Consider the following 19,363-nt stretch of genomic DNA (forward strand, 5'->3'; position numbering starts at 1 on the left):
CGCGCAATATGCATGGTTAACGCTTAGTCATTTTGTATGACACGCCGCCTTTCCCCCTTTATGTAGGCCTATAGGAGGTTTCTTCGCCGCGACACGCAGGCGGAAGCGGCACGTCAGAGAGCCAGCAGCTTCGCCTCCAGCGCGGGGTCGAGGCCGACGGCCGGGCGGTCGGGGCGCTGGGGCGCCACGCCGCCGAGGGCGCGCAGCCAGGCCCAGGTGTCCGCGACGGTCTCTCCGGCCGGGCGGCAGCGCAGTCCCGCGGCGTACGCCCTGGTGGGGTCGCCCCGGTGGAGGGTGTCGTACAGCTCGCCCGGCGGGAGCCAGATCGGCAGGTCGCTCCAGGGCTCGACACCGGCGGCCAGCAGGACCTCCGGATCGGTCCAGCGCAGCTCGGCATCGGACCCGATGACGCGTACGCAGGCTTCCAGCAGCTCACCCGTGGTCGTGTGGCCGGGGCGGCTGACGGTGTTGTACGCGCCGTGCAGCCCGCCCGCCGCCGCGTCCAGGATCCACTCCGCCAGGTCCCGCGCGTCGATGTACTGGAGCTCGGTCCCGGGCGGGCCGGGGGCGATCACCGGCCCGCCCCGGGCGATCCGCGCCAGCCACCAGGGCAGTCGGCCGATGTTCTCCCCGGGGCCGATGATCAGCCCGGCCCTCGCCAGCAGGGCCCGGTCCCCGAAGGCGTCGAGGGCGGCCAGCTCACCGCCGCGCTTGGCCCGGTCGTACGGCACGTCCGCGCCGTCGTCGGGCGAGGCGCCGGCCACCAGCTGGCCGTCCTCGTCGAGCCCCGGGGCGGCCGGATGGGCGTACACCGAGCGGCTGGAGACGTAACTGAAGTGCCCGGACCGGCCGGACAGCAGACGGGCGGCGTCGCGGACGGCGGCGGGCGCGCCGCTCCAGGTGTCGACGACCAGGTCCCAGTCCTGCCCGCCCTCCGCCAGCGCCGCGAGTCCGTGCTCACCCGCGGTCCGGTCCCCGGTCAGCGCGCGTACGCCGGGCGGGGGCGCGTGGCGGCCCCGGTGGAACACCGTGACGCCCCAGCCCCGCTCCAGCGCGGCGTCGGTGACGGCCCGTCCGACGAACTCCGTACCGCCCAGCATCAGAAGCCTCATGGGACGACTCTGCCCGCCGGAAGGCGGCGGGGGAACACGAGCACGCTGTCAGCAGAACGGGGAACTCACCGTCGCGGGGCCGGGGCGCGGGCCGGCGGGACGCCGCCGGCGCGAGCGCGACGTCGGCGGATCAGGGCGTGCGGGCCAGCGGGGAGCGGTGGCGCAGCAGCCACTCGTGGTAGCCGCCGGCCCGGCGCGCCGCGTCGCGGTAGGCGTCCTCCAACTGCGCGTACACCACCGCGATGTCCGCCCCGGGCCGGGAGACCAGGAGCAGCCGCACCGCGAGCGGGTCCCCCAGCAGCGGGCGGATCACCATGTCGTCGCGCGGGCCCGACGTCGGCTGGCAGGGCGCGACGGCCTCGCCGAGCACGACGAGGGAGGCGGCGGTGAGGTAGTCGCCGTGCAGAACCGGCGGGTTGAGCCCGGCGGCGCCCAGCACCCGGCGCACCCCGTCCCACTCGCCGTCCACCGTCGGATCGACCATCCACGGGTCGCCCGCCAGGTCAGCGAGCTCCACCACGCGGCGGCGGGCGGCGGGGTGGTCCCGGGAGAGCGAGATGAACTGCGGCTCCCGCTCCACGAGTACGCGCTGCTCCAGGCCCTCCGGCACGGCGAGCGGGGAGCCCTCCACCTCGTGCACGAAGGCGACGTCCAGGCGGCCCGCCTCGACCGAGCGCAGGAGTGCGTGGGCGGAGACGTCGACCCGCAGCGAGATGTCGGTGCCGGGCAGGGCGACCCGCAGCCGGCGCAGCCAGCCGCCGATGACCCGGCTCGCCGTGCAGCCGACACGCAGCCGGGATCCGCGCGGCCGGGCGGCCTCGGCCTCCGCCAGCGCCTCGGTGACCAGGTCGTTCATGCCGTCCACGACGGGCCGGGCCCGGCTCAGGACGGCCCGCCCCAGGGAGGTCGGCCGGCAGCCGGTCCGTTCGCGGCGGAACAGTTCGGCGCCGAGCACGTTCTCGATGCGCCGGAGCTGGGTGGTCAGGGAGGGCTGGCTCACACCGAGGCGTCGGGCCGCCTGGTGCAGGCTGCCCGCGTCGGCGATGGCGCAGAGCGCCCTGAGGTGCCTCACCTCCAGCTCCATGCAGCGGAGACTATGACCGCCGCGCGCCGTGCACCAGACGTCGCAACCCCACCAAACAGGTGCAATTCAGGGAGTGTTGGGCCCTGAGACATGTGACGATGCCGTGCACGTGACGTGAGCATGGCATGCTCATGGCCGGCTGACGTGCGGCGGGAGAGGGCCCGGGCGGCGATAGGGCGGAACTATCGGCGTTCGGCATCATCCCCCCGACTGTGCGCTGCACCACACTCTTCCCCGTACCGCCCCACGCCTTGTCCGCCCAGCGGACACCCCCACGGCGCGGGTTCGGATCAGACAGGTAGGAGAAATCCCCCCATGAGACACCTCAGGACCGCTGTCGCCACCGCCGCCTCCGGGCTCGGCCTCGTCGCCGCACTGGGCACCGCACCCGTGGTCGCCGCCGCTCCGGCCCCTGCCGCCCCCTCCTCCTCCACCATCGCCGCGTACAACGGCTCGGGCGAGAACGCCGCCGCGAACCGCGCCTTCCTCGACGCGGTCATGAAGTCCGTCGCCGAGAAGCGCGCCGCCAGCCCGGGCATCAAGGCCGTCACGGTCACCTACAACGCGTCGAGCGCGCCGTCCTTCCGCGGCGAGATAGCCAACAGCACGCGGATCTGGAACAGCTCGGTCGCCAACGTCCAGCTCCAGGAAGGCTCCAGCGCCGACTTCACCTACCGCGAGGGCAACGACCCCCGGGGCTCCTACGCGAGCACCGACGGGCACGGTCGCGGGTACATCTTCCTGGACTACGCCCAGAACCAGCAGTACGACTCGACCCGGGTCACCACGCACGAGACCGGGCACGTGCTCGGCCTGCCGGACAACTACTCCGGGCCGTGCAGCCAGTTGATGTCCGGCGGCGGCCCCGGCCCGTCCTGCACCAACGCCCAGCCGGACGCCAACGAGCGGGCCCGGGTGAACCAGCTCTGGCAGAACGGCCTGGCCGCGCTCGCCCGCTCCGCCTCCTGACACCGGCTCGCACCGGCAGTCCGGCGGAGGACGGCCGGTCCCGTGTCCCGGGACCGGCCGGCACCCCCCACACGAACACGACAGAGGACCGTTCCGGGCGCGGAACGGTCCTCTGCGCGGTCCGCGCCCGTGCCGGTCGGGCCGGCACGGGCCGTGCGCGCCCGGGTGCCGGTCAGGCGACGAACTCACCGCGAACGAGGGTCAGCAGCTCGTCCTCGGTCATGCCGAGGTCCCGGGCGTCCGCGACGGCTTCGCGGACGCGTTCCAGCAGCCGGGCCCGCTGCGGCGAGGCACCCGCGGTGATCGCCGCGCCCCGGCCGCGGCGGAGCTCGATGAGCCCTTCCTCGCGCAGCCGTTGGTAGCCGCGCAGCACGGTGTGGACGTTCACGCCGAGGGATTCGGCGAGCACCCGGGCGGCGGGCAGCCGCTCACCCGGGGCCACCGCGCTCTCGGCGACCGCACGCCGGACCGAGGCGGCGATCTGGTCGCCGAGCGGGACGGTGGAGGTCGGATCGACCCGGAAGAGCATGGTCAGCGCCCCGTCCGCTGCCGGTCGAGCAGTGTGTTGAGCAGGGCCGCGCCGGTGGCCGAGTCGTCGACGGTCACGGCGAACTCGCGGCCGCTCGCCAGGCTGACGACAATGGCCTCGCCCGAGCGGGTGATGACACCGCTGCGCTCGGGGCGGATTCGATAGCCCCAACCTCCGTACTCCGCCAGCGCGTTGACGCGGCGACTGTCCGCTCCCGCCATCCGCTCCAGCGGCACCCGCACCCGGGGCCGGGGCAGCAGGCCGGAGACGGTGAGGCCCCGCCGGTCCACGGTGACGTGGGGGCGGCAGAAGGTGGCCGCCGCCAGGGCGAGGAGAAGGAGCGGGCCCCCGATGAACCAGCTCTGCTCCAGGCCGACGGTGACACCGGCCGCCAGGAACACCAGCACGGCAACCGGCACCCACCACGCGCCGATCCCGCGCGCCCAGCCGGCCACCTCGCCGTCGGCGAGCGCGATCCGCTCCCGGCTCACCGGATCCCGGTCGCGGGGGTCTTCGGGTGCGGGGACGAGCCGGGACGCCGACAGACCGAGGGCCCCGGCAAGGACGGCCACCCCGAGGGCCACGGCGATATGCCGGAGCGGGAAGCCGCCCGCCGGTCCGCCCTCGGAGGCGTCCACGTTGACGAGCAGGACGGCGGTCAACAGGTATCCGAGGAACCCGGCGACGGCGAAGCCCCCGCCGGTGAACCACCGTTGGGCACGGCCGTAGAGCTTGCCGTTGACCGCGATGAAGGCCCACAGGGCGCCGAGCACGAGCAGCGATGTGGCGGTGTAGAGGAGATGGGCGGTGACACCCATGTAGCCGTCGGCGGAGCCGCCGGCGTCGAAGTGGACGGCCAGCCGGGCGGGCAGCCGGTCCTTGACGGTGAGGTGGACGACGAGGTCGACGAGGAGAGCGAGCACAAAGGGCAGGGCCGCGATCGTTGCGCGACCAAGGTTCTTGCTTGTCATGGAAAACCTCCGTTGTTCGCATGCTAGTAGAACAATGAGGCCAGAGCAACGGCGTGACGCGCGTCCGCCCCGTACCGGGATGGGTACGGGGCGGAGGCGGTACGGGAGCGGACGCGGTACGGGAGCGGACGCGGGCGATTCCAGCGGCGGCGGGCCGTCACAGGGCAGGCCGCGCCGGCCAGGCCCGTCAGGCCGGGGCGGGCCTGGCCGGCCATGTCACATCAGCCAGGCCGCATGCAGACCGGGGCAGGCCGGTCGGCCAGGTCGCGCGCAGGCCGGGTCCGTCAAGCCGGGGCGGCCCGGCCGGCCATGCCTGCCCGTCAGGCCGAGGCAGGCCGGTCCGTCAGGCGAGTTCCAGCGGGAAGGCTCCCCGGTGGCCGGTGCCCGCGCCGTCGGCCGGGCGCACCTCGAACTCGCGGCAGCTCCAGACCTCCTGGACGAACCCGGACCTCTGGTCCCACAGATCCAGCACGTCGTCCTCGCCCGCCGAGCCCCGATAGGCGTCCTTGGCCCCCCGGAAACAGGCGAGCCCGCCGGAGAGGCCGCGGCCGGGGGCCGGGAAATAGTCGGAGAAGGCGCAGGCGATACAGGTCTGGATCCGGACGCCGTCCGGGAGGACGCGCTGGACGGCGGTCAGGGCGGCGTTGAAGTCGCGCTCGGCGCGGGCCGATTCGTACACCGCGCCGTCCAGGTGGAGGGCGAGGTGGAGGTCCGGGTCGACCCGGCGCAGGGAGAGCAGGCAGCTGAGCGTGGCGTGACGGAGCGTGCCCGCGACGAGGATGGGCAGCGGCAGATCCCACTCCAGTACGCAGTCGGTGAGCGCGCCGTCCGCGAGGGCGAACATCCCGCTCTCCGGCGGCATGCCGGCGACCGGCCCCAGGTCGTCGAAGCTCTCGCCCTCGAAGTCGACCCCTCTGATCCGGATGCGGAGCTGCCGCCCGTCCGTGGTGAGAACGACGGCGTCGGAACCCTTGTTGTCCCGGTACCAGCCGGCCCACGACTCATCTGTCATGAGCAGGGACTGTAGCCCCTGCCCCGGGCGGCTTCCGTACCGCCCTCCGGGTTCAACCCGCCTGGGGCTCACGCCACATGGGGTACATCGGCGGCCCGTCCGGCAGGTCGACGGCGCGGCCGAGGAAGCGGAATCCGAGCCGCTCGTACAGCGCCCTGCTCCGGGCGCTGCTCGCCTCCAGATAGGCCGGCAGCCCTTCCCGGTCGCAGCGCTCCAGCTCCACTCCGATCAGCTCCGCGCCGATGCCCTCTCCCTGGCGGTCGGGGGAGACGCCGATCATCAGCAGATAGGCGTGTGCGCGGTCGTGCGGGTGAACGGCTCCGGTGAGTCTGCCCACCAGTTCGCACCGCTCGTTGTCGGGGTCGGCGGTCCGCCGCATCAGGGCGGGCGTGGGGTCCTCCTCCTCGGGGGCGCCGGCGGGCACCGGCAGCCAGAGCGCCACCGCGGCCCCGTCCTCGGCGATGTCGATACGGCCCTCGGCGAGGGCGACGTCGACGAAGACGCCGAGGAATCTGCCGTGGACCGCGCGCCGGTGCGCCTCGTCGGGGAACACCCAGCTGCTGACCGGGTCGTGGTGGAACGCCTCCTCCATGACCGAGACGACCAGCTCCCGGTCGCGTCGCTTGGCCCGCTGAATCCGTATGCCCATGACCGGCTGCCGTCCCTCCGTACCGCTTTCGCTCAACCCACCTCCGGAATACTAGAGTTGATGGGCCGGTGCCGGTCACACGAGGTGGGTCAGCTGGTCCTGCGGGTGACGAATTCGGCCAGGGCCAGCAGGTCGCCGGCGGCGCTCGGGTCGGGGACCGCCCGGGAGAGGTGGTGGACCGCGCGGGCCATCCGGTCGGCGGCGCAGACCTGGGCCCAGTCCCGGCCGCCGGCCCGGTCCACCGCGTCGGCCGCCCGGCTCACCTCGGCGGAGGTGGTCATGGGCCCCCGGTAGAGCGTGGCGAGCTCGGCGGCGGCCGGGGTGCCCGAGGCGAGGGCGGCGACCACGGGCAGCGACTTCTTGTGGGCGGACAGGTCGGCCCCGACGGGCTTGCCGGTGCGGTCCGGGTCGCCCCAGATGCCGATCAGGTCGTCGATGAGCTGGAACGAGAGGCCCGCCTCCCGCCCGAACCCGTCCATCGCGCGGACTGCCCGGTCCTCCGCCCCGGCGTAGAGGGCTCCGAGCGCGCAGGCGCAACCGAGCAGCGCGCCGGTCTTGGCGGTGGCCATGGCGAGGCATTCGTCGAGCGTGACCTCGTCGGGGCCGCGCTCCTCGAAGGCGCAGTCCGCCTGCTGGCCCGCGCACAGCTCGATGACGCAGGAGGAGAGGCGGGCGGCGGCGCGGGCGGCGGCCGGGTGCGGATCCTCGGCCAGCAGCCGCTGGGCCAGGGCGAGCATGGCGTCGCCGGTGATGATGGCGTCCGGGATGCCGAAGACCGCCCAGGCGGTGGGCCGGTGCCTGCGGGTGGTGTCCTCGTCGATGACGTCGTCGTGGAGCAGGGTGAAGTTGTGGGCGAGCTCCACGGCGACGGCGGCCCGGACGGCGCGTTCCGGATCGCCGCCGAGCGCGCGGGCGGCGGCCAGCACCAGGGCCGGCCTGATGGCCTTGCCCGCCTGGCCGGCGGCCGGGGTTCCGTCGGCGTTCTCCCAGCCGAAGTGGTACATCGCGATGCGGCGTATGCCGCCGGGCAGCGACTCCACGGCCGATCGCAGATGCGGGTCGACGACGGCACGGGTGCGCTCCAGGAGCACCGCGGCCTCGTGCCCTTCCGTCGCTGCGTCCGTACTGGTCATGGTCACGGTCACTCCCTGGGGCAAGACGATGGGGTGCGGGCCCGGGGGCCCGGGCGGCGGCTGCCGCCCGGGCCCCCGGGGTGAACGGGGTCAGTGCCAGCGGCTGACCTCGACGTTCTCCAGCACTCCGAGGGCGTCCGGGACCAGGATGGCGGCGGAGTAGTACGCCGTAACGAGGTAGGAGATGATCGCCTGCTCGTCGATCCCCATGAAGCGGACCGAGAGACTCGGCTCGATCTCGTCGGGGATGCCGGTCTGCTGGAGGCCGATGACGCCCTGCTCGGCCTCGCCGGTCCTCATGCAGATGATGGAGGTGGTGCGGGCGTCGGAGACGGGGATCTTGTTGGACGGGAAGATCGGCACCCCCCGCCAGGCGGGCACGTGGTGGCCGCCGATGTCGACGCTCTCCGGGACGAGTCCACGCCGGTTGCACTCGCGGCCGAAGGCGGCGATGGCCTTCGGGTGGGCGAGGAAGAGCTTGGATCCGCGGCGGCGCGAGAGCAGCTCGTCCATGTCGTCCGGGCTGGGCGCCCCGTCGTGCGGCTGGAGCCGCTGCCCGTAGTCGCAGTTGTTGAGCAGCCCGAACTCCCTGTTGTTGATCAGCTCGTGCTCCTGGCGCTCACGCAGCGCCTCGACCGTGAGCCGCAACTGCTGCTCGGTCTGGTTCATCGGCTGGTTGTAGAGATCGGCGACCCTGCTGTGCACCTTCAGCACCGTCTGGGCGACGCTCAGTTCGTACTCGCGCGGCGCCGCGTCGTAGTCGACGAAGGTGTGCGGGACGACCGCCTCCCCCACATGGCCGGCGGAGAGGTCGATCGCCGCCTCGCCGTAGTGGTTGGTCCGCTGCTGCGGAATGGAGAGCAGACGCGCGAGATGGTCCTGCAGGGGTGCCGCGCGCTCCGCGAGGTTGTACACGTCGGCACGGCTCAGGGTGAGGAGCGTGCACGGGGTGACCGCCCGGGCGGTGTACTCCCAGACGGCGTCGCCGTCGATCAGGCTCTGGTCGCCGAAGTACGCGCCGTCGGCGAGGACGCCGAGCTCCGTCTCGTCCCCGTAGGGGCCCGATCCGACCTTCGCCACCTTGCCGTGCGCCAGCAGGAAGACCCGGTCCGCCGCGTCCCCCGAGGCGGCGAGCACCTCCCCCGCGGCCACGTCCCGCTGCTCGCACCTGCGGGCGAGTTCGGCGAGCACCTCCTCGTCGCCGAACTCCCGCAGGGCGGGCAGCTCCCCCAGCTCCGCGGGGATCACGGACACCCGGTCCCCGGTCTGGACGAAGGTCACCCGGCCGTCGCCGACCGAATAGCTGAGCCGACGGTTCACCCGGTACGTACCGCCCTGTACCTGCACCCACGGCAGCATCTTCAGCAGCCACCGCGAGGTGATCTCCTGCATCTGCGGCGCGGATTTGGTGGTCGTCGCGAGGTTCCGCGCAGCCGCCGTCCCCAGACTCTGCTGCGGCGGCGCCTGCGTGTCGCGAACCTCTTCACCAACGGACATCTGACGTCCTTTCGATCTTGGGCTGACCTGCGTGCAAAAGCCTTTCAGCAGGAGGACCGGGTCGCCATTACACAAAAGAGTGCGACTAATCCGCCTTCAGTCGGGGCACGTTGGTCCCTGTCGCCCGGCGGACCGTTTAATTTGCATCCCTCATGCAACTTATCTACGGTAGGGCTATGCGGTTGACGAGATTCACCGACGTGGCGCTCCGCGTCCTCATGCGACTGGCGGTCGCCGAGGGCCGGGAGCCGCCGACCACCCGCGAGGTGGCGGCCACCATGCGGGTCCCCTACACGCACACCGCGAAGGTCGTCGCCAGGCTCCAGCACCTCGGCCTCCTCGACGCCCGTCGCGGCCGGGGCGGCGGACTCACCCTGACCTCGGCCGGCCGCTCCGCGTCGATCGGCTCGCTGGTACGGGAGCTGGAGGGGCCGGAGGAAGTGGTCGAGTGCGAGGGCGACACCCCCTGCCCGCTCCGCTCCGCATGCCGGCTGCGTGGAGCCCTGCGCGGGGCCCAGGAGGCCTTCTACGCCGCACTGGACCCGATCACCGTCACCGATCTCGTCGCCTCCCCTACCGGCCCCCTACTCCTGGGCATCGGCAGCGGCCCACCGCCCGACTGAACCCCGCCCGGCCGCGCGGACGGACCCCCGCGCCGGCGGGACGCCACCCTCCACCTGCCCCTGAATACGCATCTCACATCCCAATTCAAGGAGTTCCGTCATGCTCTCCGACCGGTCCACAGCCACTGTCCGCGCCACCCTTCCCGCCGTCGGCGCGGCCATCGGGGACATCGCGGACCTCTTCTACGAGAAGCTCTTCGCCGCCCACCCCGAGCTGTTGCGGGACCTGTTCAACCGGGGCAACCAGGCCTCCGGCGACCAGCGCAAGGCCCTGGCCGGGTCCATCGCCGCGTTCGCGACCGCGCTGGTCGAGCACCCCGGCACCCGGCCCGACGTGATGCTGGACCGGATCGCCCACAAGCACGCCTCGCTCGGGGTGACCCCGGAGCAGTACGAGGTGGTGCACACCCACCTGTTCGCGGCCATCGTGGACGTCCTGGGCGACGCGGTCACCCCGGAGGTCGCCGCCGCCTGGGACGAGGTCTACTGGCTGATGGCGGGCTCCCTGATCGCCGTCGAGGAGCGCCTCTACGCGCAGCAGGGCGTCCTGGCGGGCGACGTGTGGCACACCTGGGAGGTGACCGCCCGGGTCGAGGAGACGCAGGACGTCGCCACCTTCCTGCTGCGCCCGGCCGAGGACACGCCCCCGCCCGCCTTCCGGCCCGGCCAGTACGTCTCCGTACAGGTCGAACTCCCGGACGGCGCACACCAGATACGCCAGTACAGCCTCTCCAGCGCCCCCGGCTCCCGACTGCGGTCGATCACCGTGAAGCGCGTGCGCGGCCAGGGCTCACCTGACGGCGAGGTCTCCCGGCACCTGCACGAGCACACCCGCGCGGGTGACCTGCTGCGCGTCTCCGCCCCCTACGGCGACCTGGTGCTCGACCACCTGGACGCGCCCCTGCTGCTGGCATCGGCGGGCATCGGCTGCACCCCCATGCTGTCGATGCTGGAACATCTCGCCCAGGAGGGCCACAGCGGCCCGGTCACCGTCGTGCACGGTGACCGCTCACCGGCCGACCACGCCCTGCGCACCGACCACGTCCGGCTGACGGAGAAGCTCCCGGACGCCGAGGCGCACTTCTGGTACGAGGCCCCGGAGGCCGGGCGGCCCGCGAACCGCACCGGCCTCGTCGACCTGGCCGGCATCACCGTACGACCGGGGACGCGCGCCTATCTGTGCGGCCCGCTCCCCTTCATGCGGGCCGTCAGGGCCCAGCTGCTGGAGGCGGGCGTCCGTCCCGCCGACGTCCACTACGAGGTGTTCGGCCCGGACCTCTGGCTGGCCTCCTCCTGAAGCGACGGAGAAGCGGCGGGGAGGCGACAATGGGCGGGTGAACAACCCGCCCCGCCTCGACGCCCTCCTGCGGCCCCGGGTGCCCTCCCCGCTGCGGGAGGTCCGCGACGAACGCTTCGCGCGCCGAGGCGTTCGACTGCTCCTGAAGCGGGACGATCTGATCCACCCCGACCTGCCGGGCAACAAGTGGCGCAAACTCGTCCTCAACCTGGAGGCCGCCGCCGGGCGCACCGTGCTGACCTTCGGCGGCGCGTACTCCAACCACCTCCGGGCCACCGCGGCGGCCGGGCGGCTGCTGGGCTTTCCCACCGTCGGCGTCGTCCGCGGCGACGAGCTGGCGCGCCTGCCGCTCAACCCGTCGCTCGCCCGGTGCGCCGCCGACGGCATGCGCCTGCACTTCGTGGACCGTACGACGTACCGGGCGAAGGCCTCCTCCGAGGTCCTGGAGGGGCTGCTGAGCCTGTTCGGGGACGTTGAGGTCATCCCGGAGGGCGGCAGCAACGCGCTGGCCGCACAGGGCTGTACGGAGCTGGGGCGCGAGCTGGCCGGGGAGTGCGAGGTGGCGGCCGTGGCGTGCGGGACCGGCGGCACCCTGGCCGGGCTCGCCGCCGGCCTGGGCCCCGGGCAGCGGGCCCTGGGCGTCCCCGTGCTGCGCGGCGGCTTCCTCGGGCGGGAGGCGGAGCGGCTCCAGCGCGAGGCGTTCGGCGGCCCGTCCGGGAACTGGTCGCTGGACGAGCGCTTCGCCTTCGGCGGCTACGCCCGCTCCACCCCGGAGCTGGAGGCCTTCGCCGCGGACTTCGAGGACCGGCACGGGCTGCCCGTGGAACGGGTGTACGTCGCCAAGCTGCTGTTCGCGCTCACCACGCTGGCCGAGGAGGGGGCGTTCGCGCCGGGCGCGCGGGTGGGCGCCGTGATCACCGGCACCCCCGACGCACGGCCCGTTCAGGAGTCGTCCGTCTCCCGGTAGGCCGCCGCCTCCTCCAGGTCCAGCCGGCGGAGCAGCGTACGCATCATCTCGTCGTCGATCCGCCGCTCGTCCCGGAGCCGGACGAAGACCTCGCGCTCGGCCTCGATCATCTCCCTCGACAGTCGCCGGTAGGTGTCGTCCACCGACTCCCCGGTGACCGGGTCGGCGGCGCCGAGCCGCTCCCACACCGCGTTGCGGCGGCGTTCCAGCACACTGCGCAGCCGGTCCGCCAACGGTGGCGGCAGGCTGCTGTGCGGGTCGGCGAGCAGCCGGTCCAGGCGGGCCTCGGCGGCTTCGGACGCCTCGCTCTGGGCCTGCGCCTCGATGAGTGTGACGCTCTGCGGGTCGGGTCCCGGCAGCTTCAGTACGCGGACGAGGACGGGCAGCGTCAGCCCCTGGATCACCAGGGTCCCGATGACGGTGGTGAAGGTCAGGAACAGCACCAGGCTGCGGGCCGGGAAGGGTTCGCCGTCGTGCGTGACCAGAGGGACGGAGAACGCGACGGCGAGCGAGACGACCCCGCGCATCCCGGCCCAGCCCACGATCAGCGGGGCGGTCCAGTCGGTGCCGGGCTCGCGTTCCCGGACACGGCGCGAGAGCCACCGGGGCAGATAGGTGGCCGGGTAGACCCAGACGAAGCGGACCACGACGACGGCCAGGAACACGATCGCCGCGTAACCGAGCGCCTCGCCCACGCCGAACGCACCGAGCCCCTTCAGGACGAACGGCAACTGGAGCCCGATCAGGGCGAACACCGCGGACTCCAGAATGAACGCCACCATCTTCCAGACGGCCGCCTCCTGAAGACGGGTCGCGAAGTCGACCTGCCAGGAACGGTGGCCCAGATAGAGAGCGACGACGACCACGGCGAGCACACCGGAGGCGTGCACCCGCTCGGCCGCCGCGTACGCCACGAAGGGGATCAGGAGGGAGAGCGTGTTCTGGAGGAGGGCTTCCTTCAGGTGGGTGCGCAGCCAGTGAAGCGGCACCATCAGCAGGAGCCCGACGCCGACCCCGCCGACCGCGGCCAGCAGGAACTCGCCGATCCCGGCGCCCCAGCTCATCCCCTCCCCCACCGCGGCGGCCAGCGCCACCTTGAACGCGGTGATCGCCGTGGCGTCGTTCACCAGGGACTCGCCCTGGAGGATCGTGGTCACCCGGGAGGGCAGTCCGACCCGGCGGGCGATGGCGGCGGCCGTCACGGCGTCCGGCGGGGCGATGACCGCCCCCAGGACCAGCGCGGCGGTCAGCGGCAGGTCCGGGATGATCAGGTGGGCCAGCCAGCCCACGGCGACGGTCGCGAAGAGGGTGTACCCCACGGAGAGCAGGGCGACCGGCCGGACGTTGGCCCGCAGATCCAGGTAGGAGCTGTCCACGGCCGCCGTGTGGAGCAACGGCGGAAGCAGCAGCGGGAGCACCACGTGCGCGTCCAGGTGGTACGTCGGAACACCCGGCAGACAGCCGGCCACGAGCCCTGCGGCGACCAGGACGAGCGGGGCGGGCACCGGGGTGCGGCGGGCCGCGCCGGCGACCGCCGCACTGACCGCGACCAGGGCCACCAGCGGCAGCGCGTCCATCCCACCGTCCTCGGATCCGTCGTAACCTGCCCAGCATGAGCCAGTGTGCGCATGTAGCGGATCTGCCACGCCCCGAGCCCGTGCCGCTCGGCGAGACGTGCCCCGAGTGCCTGGAGGCGGGCAGTCACCCCGTGCAGCTGCGGCTCTGTCTGACCTGTGGGCACGTCGGCTGCTGCGATTCGTCGCCTCTGCGGCACGCCACCGGACACTTCCGGGCGACCGGTCACCCGGTGATGCGGAGCTTCGAGGCGGGCGAGAACTGGCGCTGGTGCTTCCAGGACGGTTCGATCGTCTGACGCCTGGGTACGTCAATGCGGCGCCGGTTCTTCGCAATTGGACGCCGCAGCCCCCTAGCCACTGTCCGTACGCATGGGCTTACCATGAGTGACGGTCGGGGCATGGGGTCCGTACGACACGGCATCATGGATCCGATAACGTCGCCGAGCCGAAGAACCGTCGACGGACCGCATGGCTCCGGGCCACCCTTCCCGGAACCTCGAAAGAGTTTGTGCCACCTTGGAGGTGAGGGTGTCCCAGATCGCAGGCGAGCCCGGGAATCAGGACTTCGTAGAAGTCCGACTGCCCGCTGCGGGTGCCTACCTGTCGGTGCTGCGAACGGCCACGGCCGGTCTCGCAGCGCGTTTGGACTTCACTCTCGACGAGATCGAGGATCTTCGTATCGCGGTCGACGAGGCCTGCGCGATCCTGCTCCAGCAGGCCGTGCCGGGCTCCGTCCTCAGCTGCGTCTTCCGACTCGTCGACGACTCCCTCGAAGTGACGGTGTCGGCGCCCACCACGGACGGCAGGGCGCCCGAGCGCGACACCTTCGCCTGGACGGTGCTCTCCGCACTGGCCGGCAAGGTCGACTCCACGGTCGCCGACGACCGTACGGTCAGCATCAGCCTCTACAAACAGCGCGGCGCGGGCCCCGGGCCGGCGTGAGCGACGGGAACGGGGACGGTCCTGTGCGGGACGAGACGATCCGATCCGGGGTGGTGCGCCCAGCAGGCATCCCGGAGCAACAGGCCCGGCCGCATCCGGTGGACGGAGCGGGCGGGCCCGAGAGCATCGACGTCGCGGTGGAGCAGCAGTCGCAGGCAGGGCGGGCGGGCCAGATGAGCGAGCACGGGCACCACGATCCACACGACCGCAGCGGGGCCCGGGCCCTCTTCTTCGAGCTGCGGGAGCTGCCCGACGGTTCGGCCGAGAAGGCCGAGCTGCGCAACAGGCTGGTGCGGATGCACCTGCCGCTGGTGGAGCACCTGGCCCGCCGCTTCCGCAACCGCGGGGAGCCGCTGGACGACCTGACCCAGGTGGCCACGATCGGGCTGATCAAGTCCGTGGACCGGTTCGACCCGGACCGGGGCGTGGAGTTCTCGACGTACGCCACCCCCACGGTGGTCGGCGAGATCAAGCGCCACTTCCGGGACAAGGGCTGGGCGGTGCGGGTGCCGCGCCGTCTCCAGGAGCTGCGGCTGTCACTGACCACGGCCACCGCGGAGCTCTCCCAGCAGCACGGCCGCTCGCCGACGGTGCACGAGCTGGCCGAGCGGCTGGGCATCTCCGAGGAGGAGGTGCTGGAGGGCCTGGAGTCGGCCAACGCGTACAGCACGCTGTCGCTGGACGTGCCGGACACGGACGACGAGTCGCCGGCGGTCGCGGACACGCTGGGCTCGGAGGACGAGGCGCTGGAGGGCGTGGAGTACCGGGAGTCGCTCAAGCCACTCCTGGAGGACCTGCCGCCGCGCGAGAAGCGCATCCTGCTGCTGCGCTTCTTCGGGAACATGACCCAGTCGCAGATCGCACAGGAGGTCGGCATCTCGCAGATGCACGTCTCCCGGCTGCTGGCCCGCACCCTGGCGCAGTTGCGTGAGCGGCTCCTCGTCGAGGAGTAGGCGAGGAGGGCGTGGCCGCCCGGGCCGAGGTCGCCCGACAGCCTCTCAGGCTTCGGGGGTCGCCCTCGGCCCCCGGCGGATGCCCAGGTCCTGGGTGGTCGCCGGGTTGAGGGCGAGCACGAGGCCGGTGACGGCGACCGCCGCCAGGACGATCCCGGTGGGGATCAGCGCGCCCTGCGAGCGCAGCAGCGTCCAGGCCACCGGCAGTGCCATGATCTGCGTGATCAGCGCGGGTCCCCGGCTCCAGCTGCGCAGCAGCAGCAGTCCGCGGGCGGCGATCAGCGGGATCGCGCCGAGCGCGACCAGCGTGATCCCGACCGTCTCCGCCTGCTGCGTGCTCTCCAGCTTCCCGAGCAGCCCCATGACCAGCATGTAGACCCCGCCGAGGGCGAGCGCCAGGCCTTCGAGGGCGTTGACCCCGGCGAGGACGGTGATCCTGGTCGGGCGCTCCGCCGCGGAGGGTGATGGCGTGGAGGGGGTCGCTTGAGTACTCACGCCTTTCAGGTTGGCATCCCGGGGACCCGGAAGTGAAGCCGGGGTAGGGAGGAGCCTCCCCCGTTCGGGCGCACGGGCGGGGCGGTCGGTCACGTTCCGTGATCAGAGCGGAGCGGAGCGAACCGGGACTACAGCACCGAACCGCCCGGTAGGTAGGCTGGCCGTCATGCGCGCACTCCTCGTGGTCAACCCAGCTGCTACCACCACCAGTGCCCGCACCCGTGACGTGCTCATCCACGCGCTGGCCAGCGAGATGAAGCTGGAGGCGGTGACCACCGAGTACCGGGGGCACGCACGGGACCTGGGACGGCGGGCCGCGGACAGCGACGACATCGATCTGGTGGTCGCCCTCGGCGGCGACGGCACGGTGAACGAGGTCGTGAACGGGCTGCTGCACCGGGGCCCGGACGTGGACAGCCTCCCGAAGCTCGCCGTGGTCCCCGGCGGGTCCACCAATGTCTTCGCGCGCGCCCTGGGGCTGCCGAACGACGCGGTGGAGGCGACCGGCGCGATCCTGGACGCCCTGGAGAACCGGACCGAACGCACGGTCGGGCTCGGACTGGCGGCCGGCACCCCGGGAACCGAGGACGAGTCCGTCCCCGAACGCTGGTTCACTTTCTGCGCCGGTCTCGGATTCGACGCGGGAGTCATCGGCCGGGTCGAACAGAAACGCGAACACGGGAAGCGTTCGACCCACGCCCTGTATGTGCGCCAGGTGGTGCGGCAGTTCCTGAACGAGGCCCACCGCAGACACGGGCAGATCACGCTCGACGTGCCCGGCCAGGACCCGGTGACCGACCTCGCGCTCTCCATAATCTGCAACACCGCCCCCTGGACCTACCTGGGCAATCGCCCGATGTACGCCTCGCCGAAGGCCTCCTTCGACACCGCGCTGGACGTCCTCGGACTGAAGCGTCTGTCCACCCCGGCGGTGGCCCGTTACGGCACCCAGCTGCTCACTTCGAGCCCCGAAAAGGGGCCGCGCGGCAAGCATGCCGTTTCACGGCATGACCTCACGGACTTCACCTTGCATTCAAAGGTCCCACTGCCCTTCCAGATGGACGGCGACCACCTGGGACTGCGTACGAGCGTGACGTTCACAGGCGTACGCCGTGCACTGCGTGTGATTGTGTGAGTGGAAGGGCCTAAAGTCCTTTAACTCGAACGTTTGGACTGGGTCCCACCCCTAAGAAGTGCGCCTGTGACCTAGTCGACACCGAGGAATCAAAAAAAACTTTCCAGAAGGGGTTGTATCCGCCGCCGAGGTTTGCGAATCTCTACATGGCGATCGAGACGGCCCGCAACACCGGCCTCCACTGAGAGCCAGAACCCCTCCTCACCATCACAGACCACACCCAGTCCTTCTGGGGGTCGGCCCGTCATCTGCGGGGGGATTCGTGAAAGCGTTCACATTCACAAGCAACAGACGTGTAATACCAAGGAGAGGTAGCAGCCATGGACTGGCGTCACAACGCCGTTTGTCGTGAGGAAGACCCTGAGCTTTTCTTCCCCATCGGCAACACCGGTCCTGCACTGCTGCAGATCGAGGAAGCCAAGGCTGTCTGCCGCCGCTGCCCCGTCATGGAGCAGTGCCTGCAGTGGGCGCTCGAGTCCGGCCAGGACTCCGGCGTCTGGGGTGGCCTCAGCGAGGACGAGCGCCGCGCGATGAAGCGCCGCGCCGCTCGCAACCGGGCGCGCAACGCAAGCGCCTGAGCGAGAACCGCACCAAGCCTCAGCCCGGCGGCGCGTACAGAGCGTACGCACAGCCCCGCCTTCGAGTCGCAGCGCGCAGTACCCCGAAGCGCATCGCAACGTGAGCATCACGGAGCGGGCCCGGACCGTCACCACGGTCCGGGCCCGCTCTGCTGTGTGCTCCGCGTTTCGTTTCTGTCGGCGCGGCGTTTCCTACTTGTCGGAGCGGACCGGGAGGTCCAGCACCACCTGCGTGCCGCGTTCGGGCGCCGGGACCATGCCGAACGTGCCGCCCAGCTCTCCCTCCACCAGCGTCCGTACGATCTGGAGCCCGAGGTTGCCGGCCCGCTTCGGGTCGAAGCCCTCGGGCAGGCCGCGCCCGTCGTCGGTGACGGTGATCAGCAGCCGCCCGTCGGTGGGCGATCCGCCGCGCACGGCGGAGACCTCCACCGTCCCCTGGTCGGCCACGGCGAAGGCGTGCTCCAGGGCGTTCTGCAGAACCTCCGTCAGCACCATGGAGAGCGGGGTGGCGACCTCGGCGTCGAGGATGCCGAAGCGTCCGGTGCGCCGGCAGGTCACCTTGCCCGGGGAGATCTCCGAGACCATCGCGATGACCCGGTCGGCGATCTCGTCGAACTCGACCCGCTCGTCCAGATTCTGGGACAGCGTCTCATGGACGATGGCGATCGAACCGACGCGCCGGACCGCCTCGTTGAGCGCCTCGCGGCCCTGCTCGGAATCCATCCTGCGGGCCTGGAGGCGCAACAGGGCCGCCACCGTCTGGAGGTTGTTCTTCACCCGGTGGTGGATCTCCCGGATGGTCGCGTCCTTGGTGATCAACTCGCGTTCACGGCGGCGTAGTTCGGTGACATCGCGGAGCAGGACCAGGGAACCGATGCGGACGCCCTTGGGCTTGAGCGGGATGGCCCGCAGCTGGATCACCCCGCCCTCGCACTCGACCTCGAACTCGCGGGGCGCGTAGCCGCTGGCCACCTTGACCAGGGCCTCGTCCACCGGCCCCCGGGACGGGGCCAGTTCGGCGGTGGTGGTGCCGAGGTGGTGGCCGACCAGGTCGGAGGCGAGGCCGAGGCGGTGGTAGGCGGAGAGGCCGTTGGGGCTGGCGTACTGGACGATTCCGTCGGCGTCGAGCCGGATCAGGCCGTCGCCCACGCGCGGGGAGGCGTCCATGTCGACCTGCTGGCCGGGGAAGGGAAACGATCCGGCGGCGATCATCTGGGCCAGGTCGGAGGCGGACTGGAGGTAGGTGAGCTCCAGCCGGGAGGGGGTGCGCACGGTGAGCAGGTTGGTGTTGCGGGCGATGACGCCGAGCACCCGTCCCTCGCGGCGTACGGGGATGGACTCGACCCGTACGGGCACCTCCTCGCGCCACTCCGGGTCGCCCTCGCGCACGATCCGGCCCTCGTCCAGGGCCGCGTCCAGCAGCGGGCGGCGGCCCCGCGGCACCAGGTGGCCGACCATGTCGTCCTGGTAGGAGGTGGGCCCGGTGTTGGGACGCATCTGGGCGACGGAGACGTACCGCGTGCCGTCGCGGGTGGGGACCCACAGCACGAGGTCGGCGAAGGACAGGTCGGAGAGCAGTTGCCACTCCGAGACCAGCAGATGGAGCCACTCGAGGTCGGTGTCGCTCAGAGCGGTGTGCTGGCGGACGAGGTCGTTCATGGAGGGCACGTGTGGAGCGTACCTGGGGTTACCGGAGGCGTTCGAACCGATCGACCCGCCGGGCCGTGCCATGGGTACGACGATGGAGCCGTGCCCTGGGTACGACGATGGGCAGGTGCGGTTGGACGGGTGCGGGGCCGATCGAGAATGTCGTGCACATGGATGGACACAGGCAATTGGT

Annotated in this window: 20 protein-coding genes; 9 read left to right on the top strand and 11 right to left on the bottom strand. The window is 71.9% G+C overall.

Going from position 1 to position 19,363, the window contains the following annotated elements:
• Positions 1 to 113: 113 nt before the first annotated feature.
• Together AB0F29_RS30900 and AB0F29_RS30905 are read right to left on the bottom strand one after the other, a co-directional pair.
• The gene (locus AB0F29_RS30900; RefSeq protein ID WP_361878920.1) at positions 114 to 1,112 is read right to left on the bottom strand and encodes an NAD-dependent epimerase/dehydratase family protein; all 999 of its coding nucleotides are present in this window, start codon (positions 1,110 to 1,112) and stop codon (positions 114 to 116) included.
• 130 nt (positions 1,113 to 1,242) lie between these two features.
• Entirely contained in the window at positions 1,243 to 2,196 is a 954-nt protein-coding gene (locus AB0F29_RS30905) for a LysR family transcriptional regulator (RefSeq protein WP_361878923.1), read from the bottom strand.
• A gap of 315 nt (positions 2,197 to 2,511) precedes the next feature.
• Here AB0F29_RS30905 and snpA point away from each other — a divergent pair, with 315 nt between their 5' ends.
• Positions 2,512 to 3,165, top strand: a complete 654-nt coding sequence (snpA, locus tag AB0F29_RS30910) for a snapalysin (RefSeq protein ID WP_361878926.1) — start codon at positions 2,512 to 2,514, stop codon at positions 3,163 to 3,165.
• A 172-nt stretch (positions 3,166 to 3,337) separates the two neighbouring features.
• Here the strand turns inward: snpA and AB0F29_RS30915 are convergent, their stop codons facing one another.
• From AB0F29_RS30915 to AB0F29_RS30940, 6 genes are all read right to left on the bottom strand, one after another.
• Positions 3,338 to 3,694, bottom strand: coding sequence for a GntR family transcriptional regulator (locus AB0F29_RS30915; protein WP_361878929.1), 357 nt, complete (start codon positions 3,692 to 3,694; stop codon positions 3,338 to 3,340).
• A gap of 2 nt (positions 3,695 to 3,696) precedes the next feature.
• On the bottom strand, positions 3,697 to 4,665 hold the full coding sequence (locus AB0F29_RS30920) for a DUF1648 domain-containing protein (RefSeq protein ID WP_361878932.1): 969 nt from the start codon (positions 4,663 to 4,665) through the stop codon (positions 3,697 to 3,699).
• A gap of 343 nt (positions 4,666 to 5,008) precedes the next feature.
• Entirely contained in the window at positions 5,009 to 5,677 is a 669-nt protein-coding gene (locus AB0F29_RS30925; protein WP_361878935.1) for a DUF6304 family protein, read from the bottom strand.
• A gap of 52 nt (positions 5,678 to 5,729) precedes the next feature.
• Positions 5,730 to 6,326 carry a GNAT family N-acetyltransferase gene (locus AB0F29_RS30930; protein WP_018959110.1) on the bottom strand — a complete coding sequence of 199 codons (597 nt, stop codon included), beginning with the start codon at positions 6,324 to 6,326 and terminating at the stop codon, positions 5,730 to 5,732.
• Between the two features lie 89 nt (positions 6,327 to 6,415).
• Complete coding sequence (locus AB0F29_RS30935; protein WP_361878938.1) at positions 6,416 to 7,459, bottom strand: family 2 encapsulin nanocompartment cargo protein polyprenyl transferase; 1,044 nt, start codon at positions 7,457 to 7,459, stop codon at positions 6,416 to 6,418.
• A 90-nt stretch (positions 7,460 to 7,549) separates the two neighbouring features.
• A complete protein-coding gene (locus tag AB0F29_RS30940; protein WP_026290742.1) occupies positions 7,550 to 8,956 on the bottom strand; it encodes a family 2B encapsulin nanocompartment shell protein in 1,407 nt (468 codons plus the stop codon).
• Positions 8,957 to 9,132: 176 nt separating this feature from the next.
• Between AB0F29_RS30940 and AB0F29_RS30945 the strand changes: the two genes are divergently transcribed.
• The 3 genes from AB0F29_RS30945 to AB0F29_RS30955 all read left to right on the top strand — a co-directional run bounded on the left by AB0F29_RS30945 (position 9,133) and on the right by AB0F29_RS30955 (position 11,843).
• The gene (locus AB0F29_RS30945; protein ID WP_361878941.1) at positions 9,133 to 9,579 is read left to right on the top strand and encodes an Rrf2 family transcriptional regulator; all 447 of its coding nucleotides are present in this window, start codon (positions 9,133 to 9,135) and stop codon (positions 9,577 to 9,579) included.
• 100 nt (positions 9,580 to 9,679) lie between these two features.
• Positions 9,680 to 10,876 carry a globin domain-containing protein gene (locus tag AB0F29_RS30950; protein WP_361878944.1) on the top strand — a complete coding sequence of 399 codons (1,197 nt, stop codon included), beginning with the start codon at positions 9,680 to 9,682 and terminating at the stop codon, positions 10,874 to 10,876.
• 37 nt (positions 10,877 to 10,913) lie between these two features.
• Positions 10,914 to 11,843, top strand: coding sequence for a pyridoxal-phosphate dependent enzyme (locus AB0F29_RS30955; RefSeq protein WP_361878946.1), 930 nt, complete (start codon positions 10,914 to 10,916; stop codon positions 11,841 to 11,843).
• Here the strand turns inward: AB0F29_RS30955 and AB0F29_RS30960 are convergent.
• Entirely contained in the window at positions 11,819 to 13,420 is a 1,602-nt protein-coding gene (locus tag AB0F29_RS30960) for a Na+/H+ antiporter (protein WP_361878949.1), read from the bottom strand. The genes AB0F29_RS30955 and AB0F29_RS30960 overlap by 25 nt on opposite strands.
• A gap of 35 nt (positions 13,421 to 13,455) precedes the next feature.
• Here AB0F29_RS30960 and AB0F29_RS30965 point away from each other — a divergent pair, with 35 nt between their 5' ends.
• The 3 genes from AB0F29_RS30965 to AB0F29_RS30975 all read left to right on the top strand — a co-directional run bounded on the left by AB0F29_RS30965 (position 13,456) and on the right by AB0F29_RS30975 (position 15,315).
• Complete coding sequence (locus AB0F29_RS30965; RefSeq protein WP_361878952.1) at positions 13,456 to 13,716, top strand: UBP-type zinc finger domain-containing protein; 261 nt, start codon at positions 13,456 to 13,458, stop codon at positions 13,714 to 13,716.
• A gap of 232 nt (positions 13,717 to 13,948) precedes the next feature.
• Positions 13,949 to 14,362: an anti-sigma regulatory factor gene (locus AB0F29_RS30970; protein ID WP_003966375.1), complete on the top strand. Its 414-nt coding sequence runs from the start codon at positions 13,949 to 13,951 to the stop codon at positions 14,360 to 14,362.
• Positions 14,363 to 14,385: 23 nt separating this feature from the next.
• Positions 14,386 to 15,315, top strand: coding sequence for an RNA polymerase sigma factor SigF (locus AB0F29_RS30975; protein WP_361878955.1), 930 nt, complete (start codon positions 14,386 to 14,388; stop codon positions 15,313 to 15,315).
• Between the two features lie 45 nt (positions 15,316 to 15,360).
• Here AB0F29_RS30975 and AB0F29_RS30980 read toward each other — a convergent pair whose 3' ends face one another.
• On the bottom strand, positions 15,361 to 15,810 hold the full coding sequence (locus AB0F29_RS30980) for a hypothetical protein (protein ID WP_361878958.1): 450 nt from the start codon (positions 15,808 to 15,810) through the stop codon (positions 15,361 to 15,363).
• Positions 15,811 to 15,976: 166 nt separating this feature from the next.
• Here AB0F29_RS30980 and AB0F29_RS30985 point away from each other — a divergent pair, with 166 nt between their 5' ends.
• Positions 15,977 to 16,945 (top strand): diacylglycerol kinase family protein, encoded by a 969-nt coding sequence (locus AB0F29_RS30985; protein WP_215105188.1) that lies wholly within the window; start codon positions 15,977 to 15,979, stop codon positions 16,943 to 16,945.
• 320 nt (positions 16,946 to 17,265) lie between these two features.
• Positions 17,266 to 17,523: a WhiB family transcriptional regulator gene (locus AB0F29_RS30990; protein WP_003953983.1), complete on the top strand. Its 258-nt coding sequence runs from the start codon at positions 17,266 to 17,268 to the stop codon at positions 17,521 to 17,523.
• Between the two features lie 192 nt (positions 17,524 to 17,715).
• Here AB0F29_RS30990 and AB0F29_RS30995 read toward each other — a convergent pair whose 3' ends face one another.
• Positions 17,716 to 19,182, bottom strand: coding sequence for a PAS domain-containing sensor histidine kinase (locus AB0F29_RS30995; protein ID WP_361879186.1), 1,467 nt, complete (start codon positions 19,180 to 19,182; stop codon positions 17,716 to 17,718).
• Between the last annotated feature and the right edge of the window lie 181 nt (positions 19,183 to 19,363).

The organism is Streptomyces sp. NPDC026589 (genome assembly GCF_040638385.1).
In the GTDB taxonomy this organism is placed as follows: Bacteria; Actinomycetota; Actinomycetes; order Streptomycetales; family Streptomycetaceae; genus Streptomyces.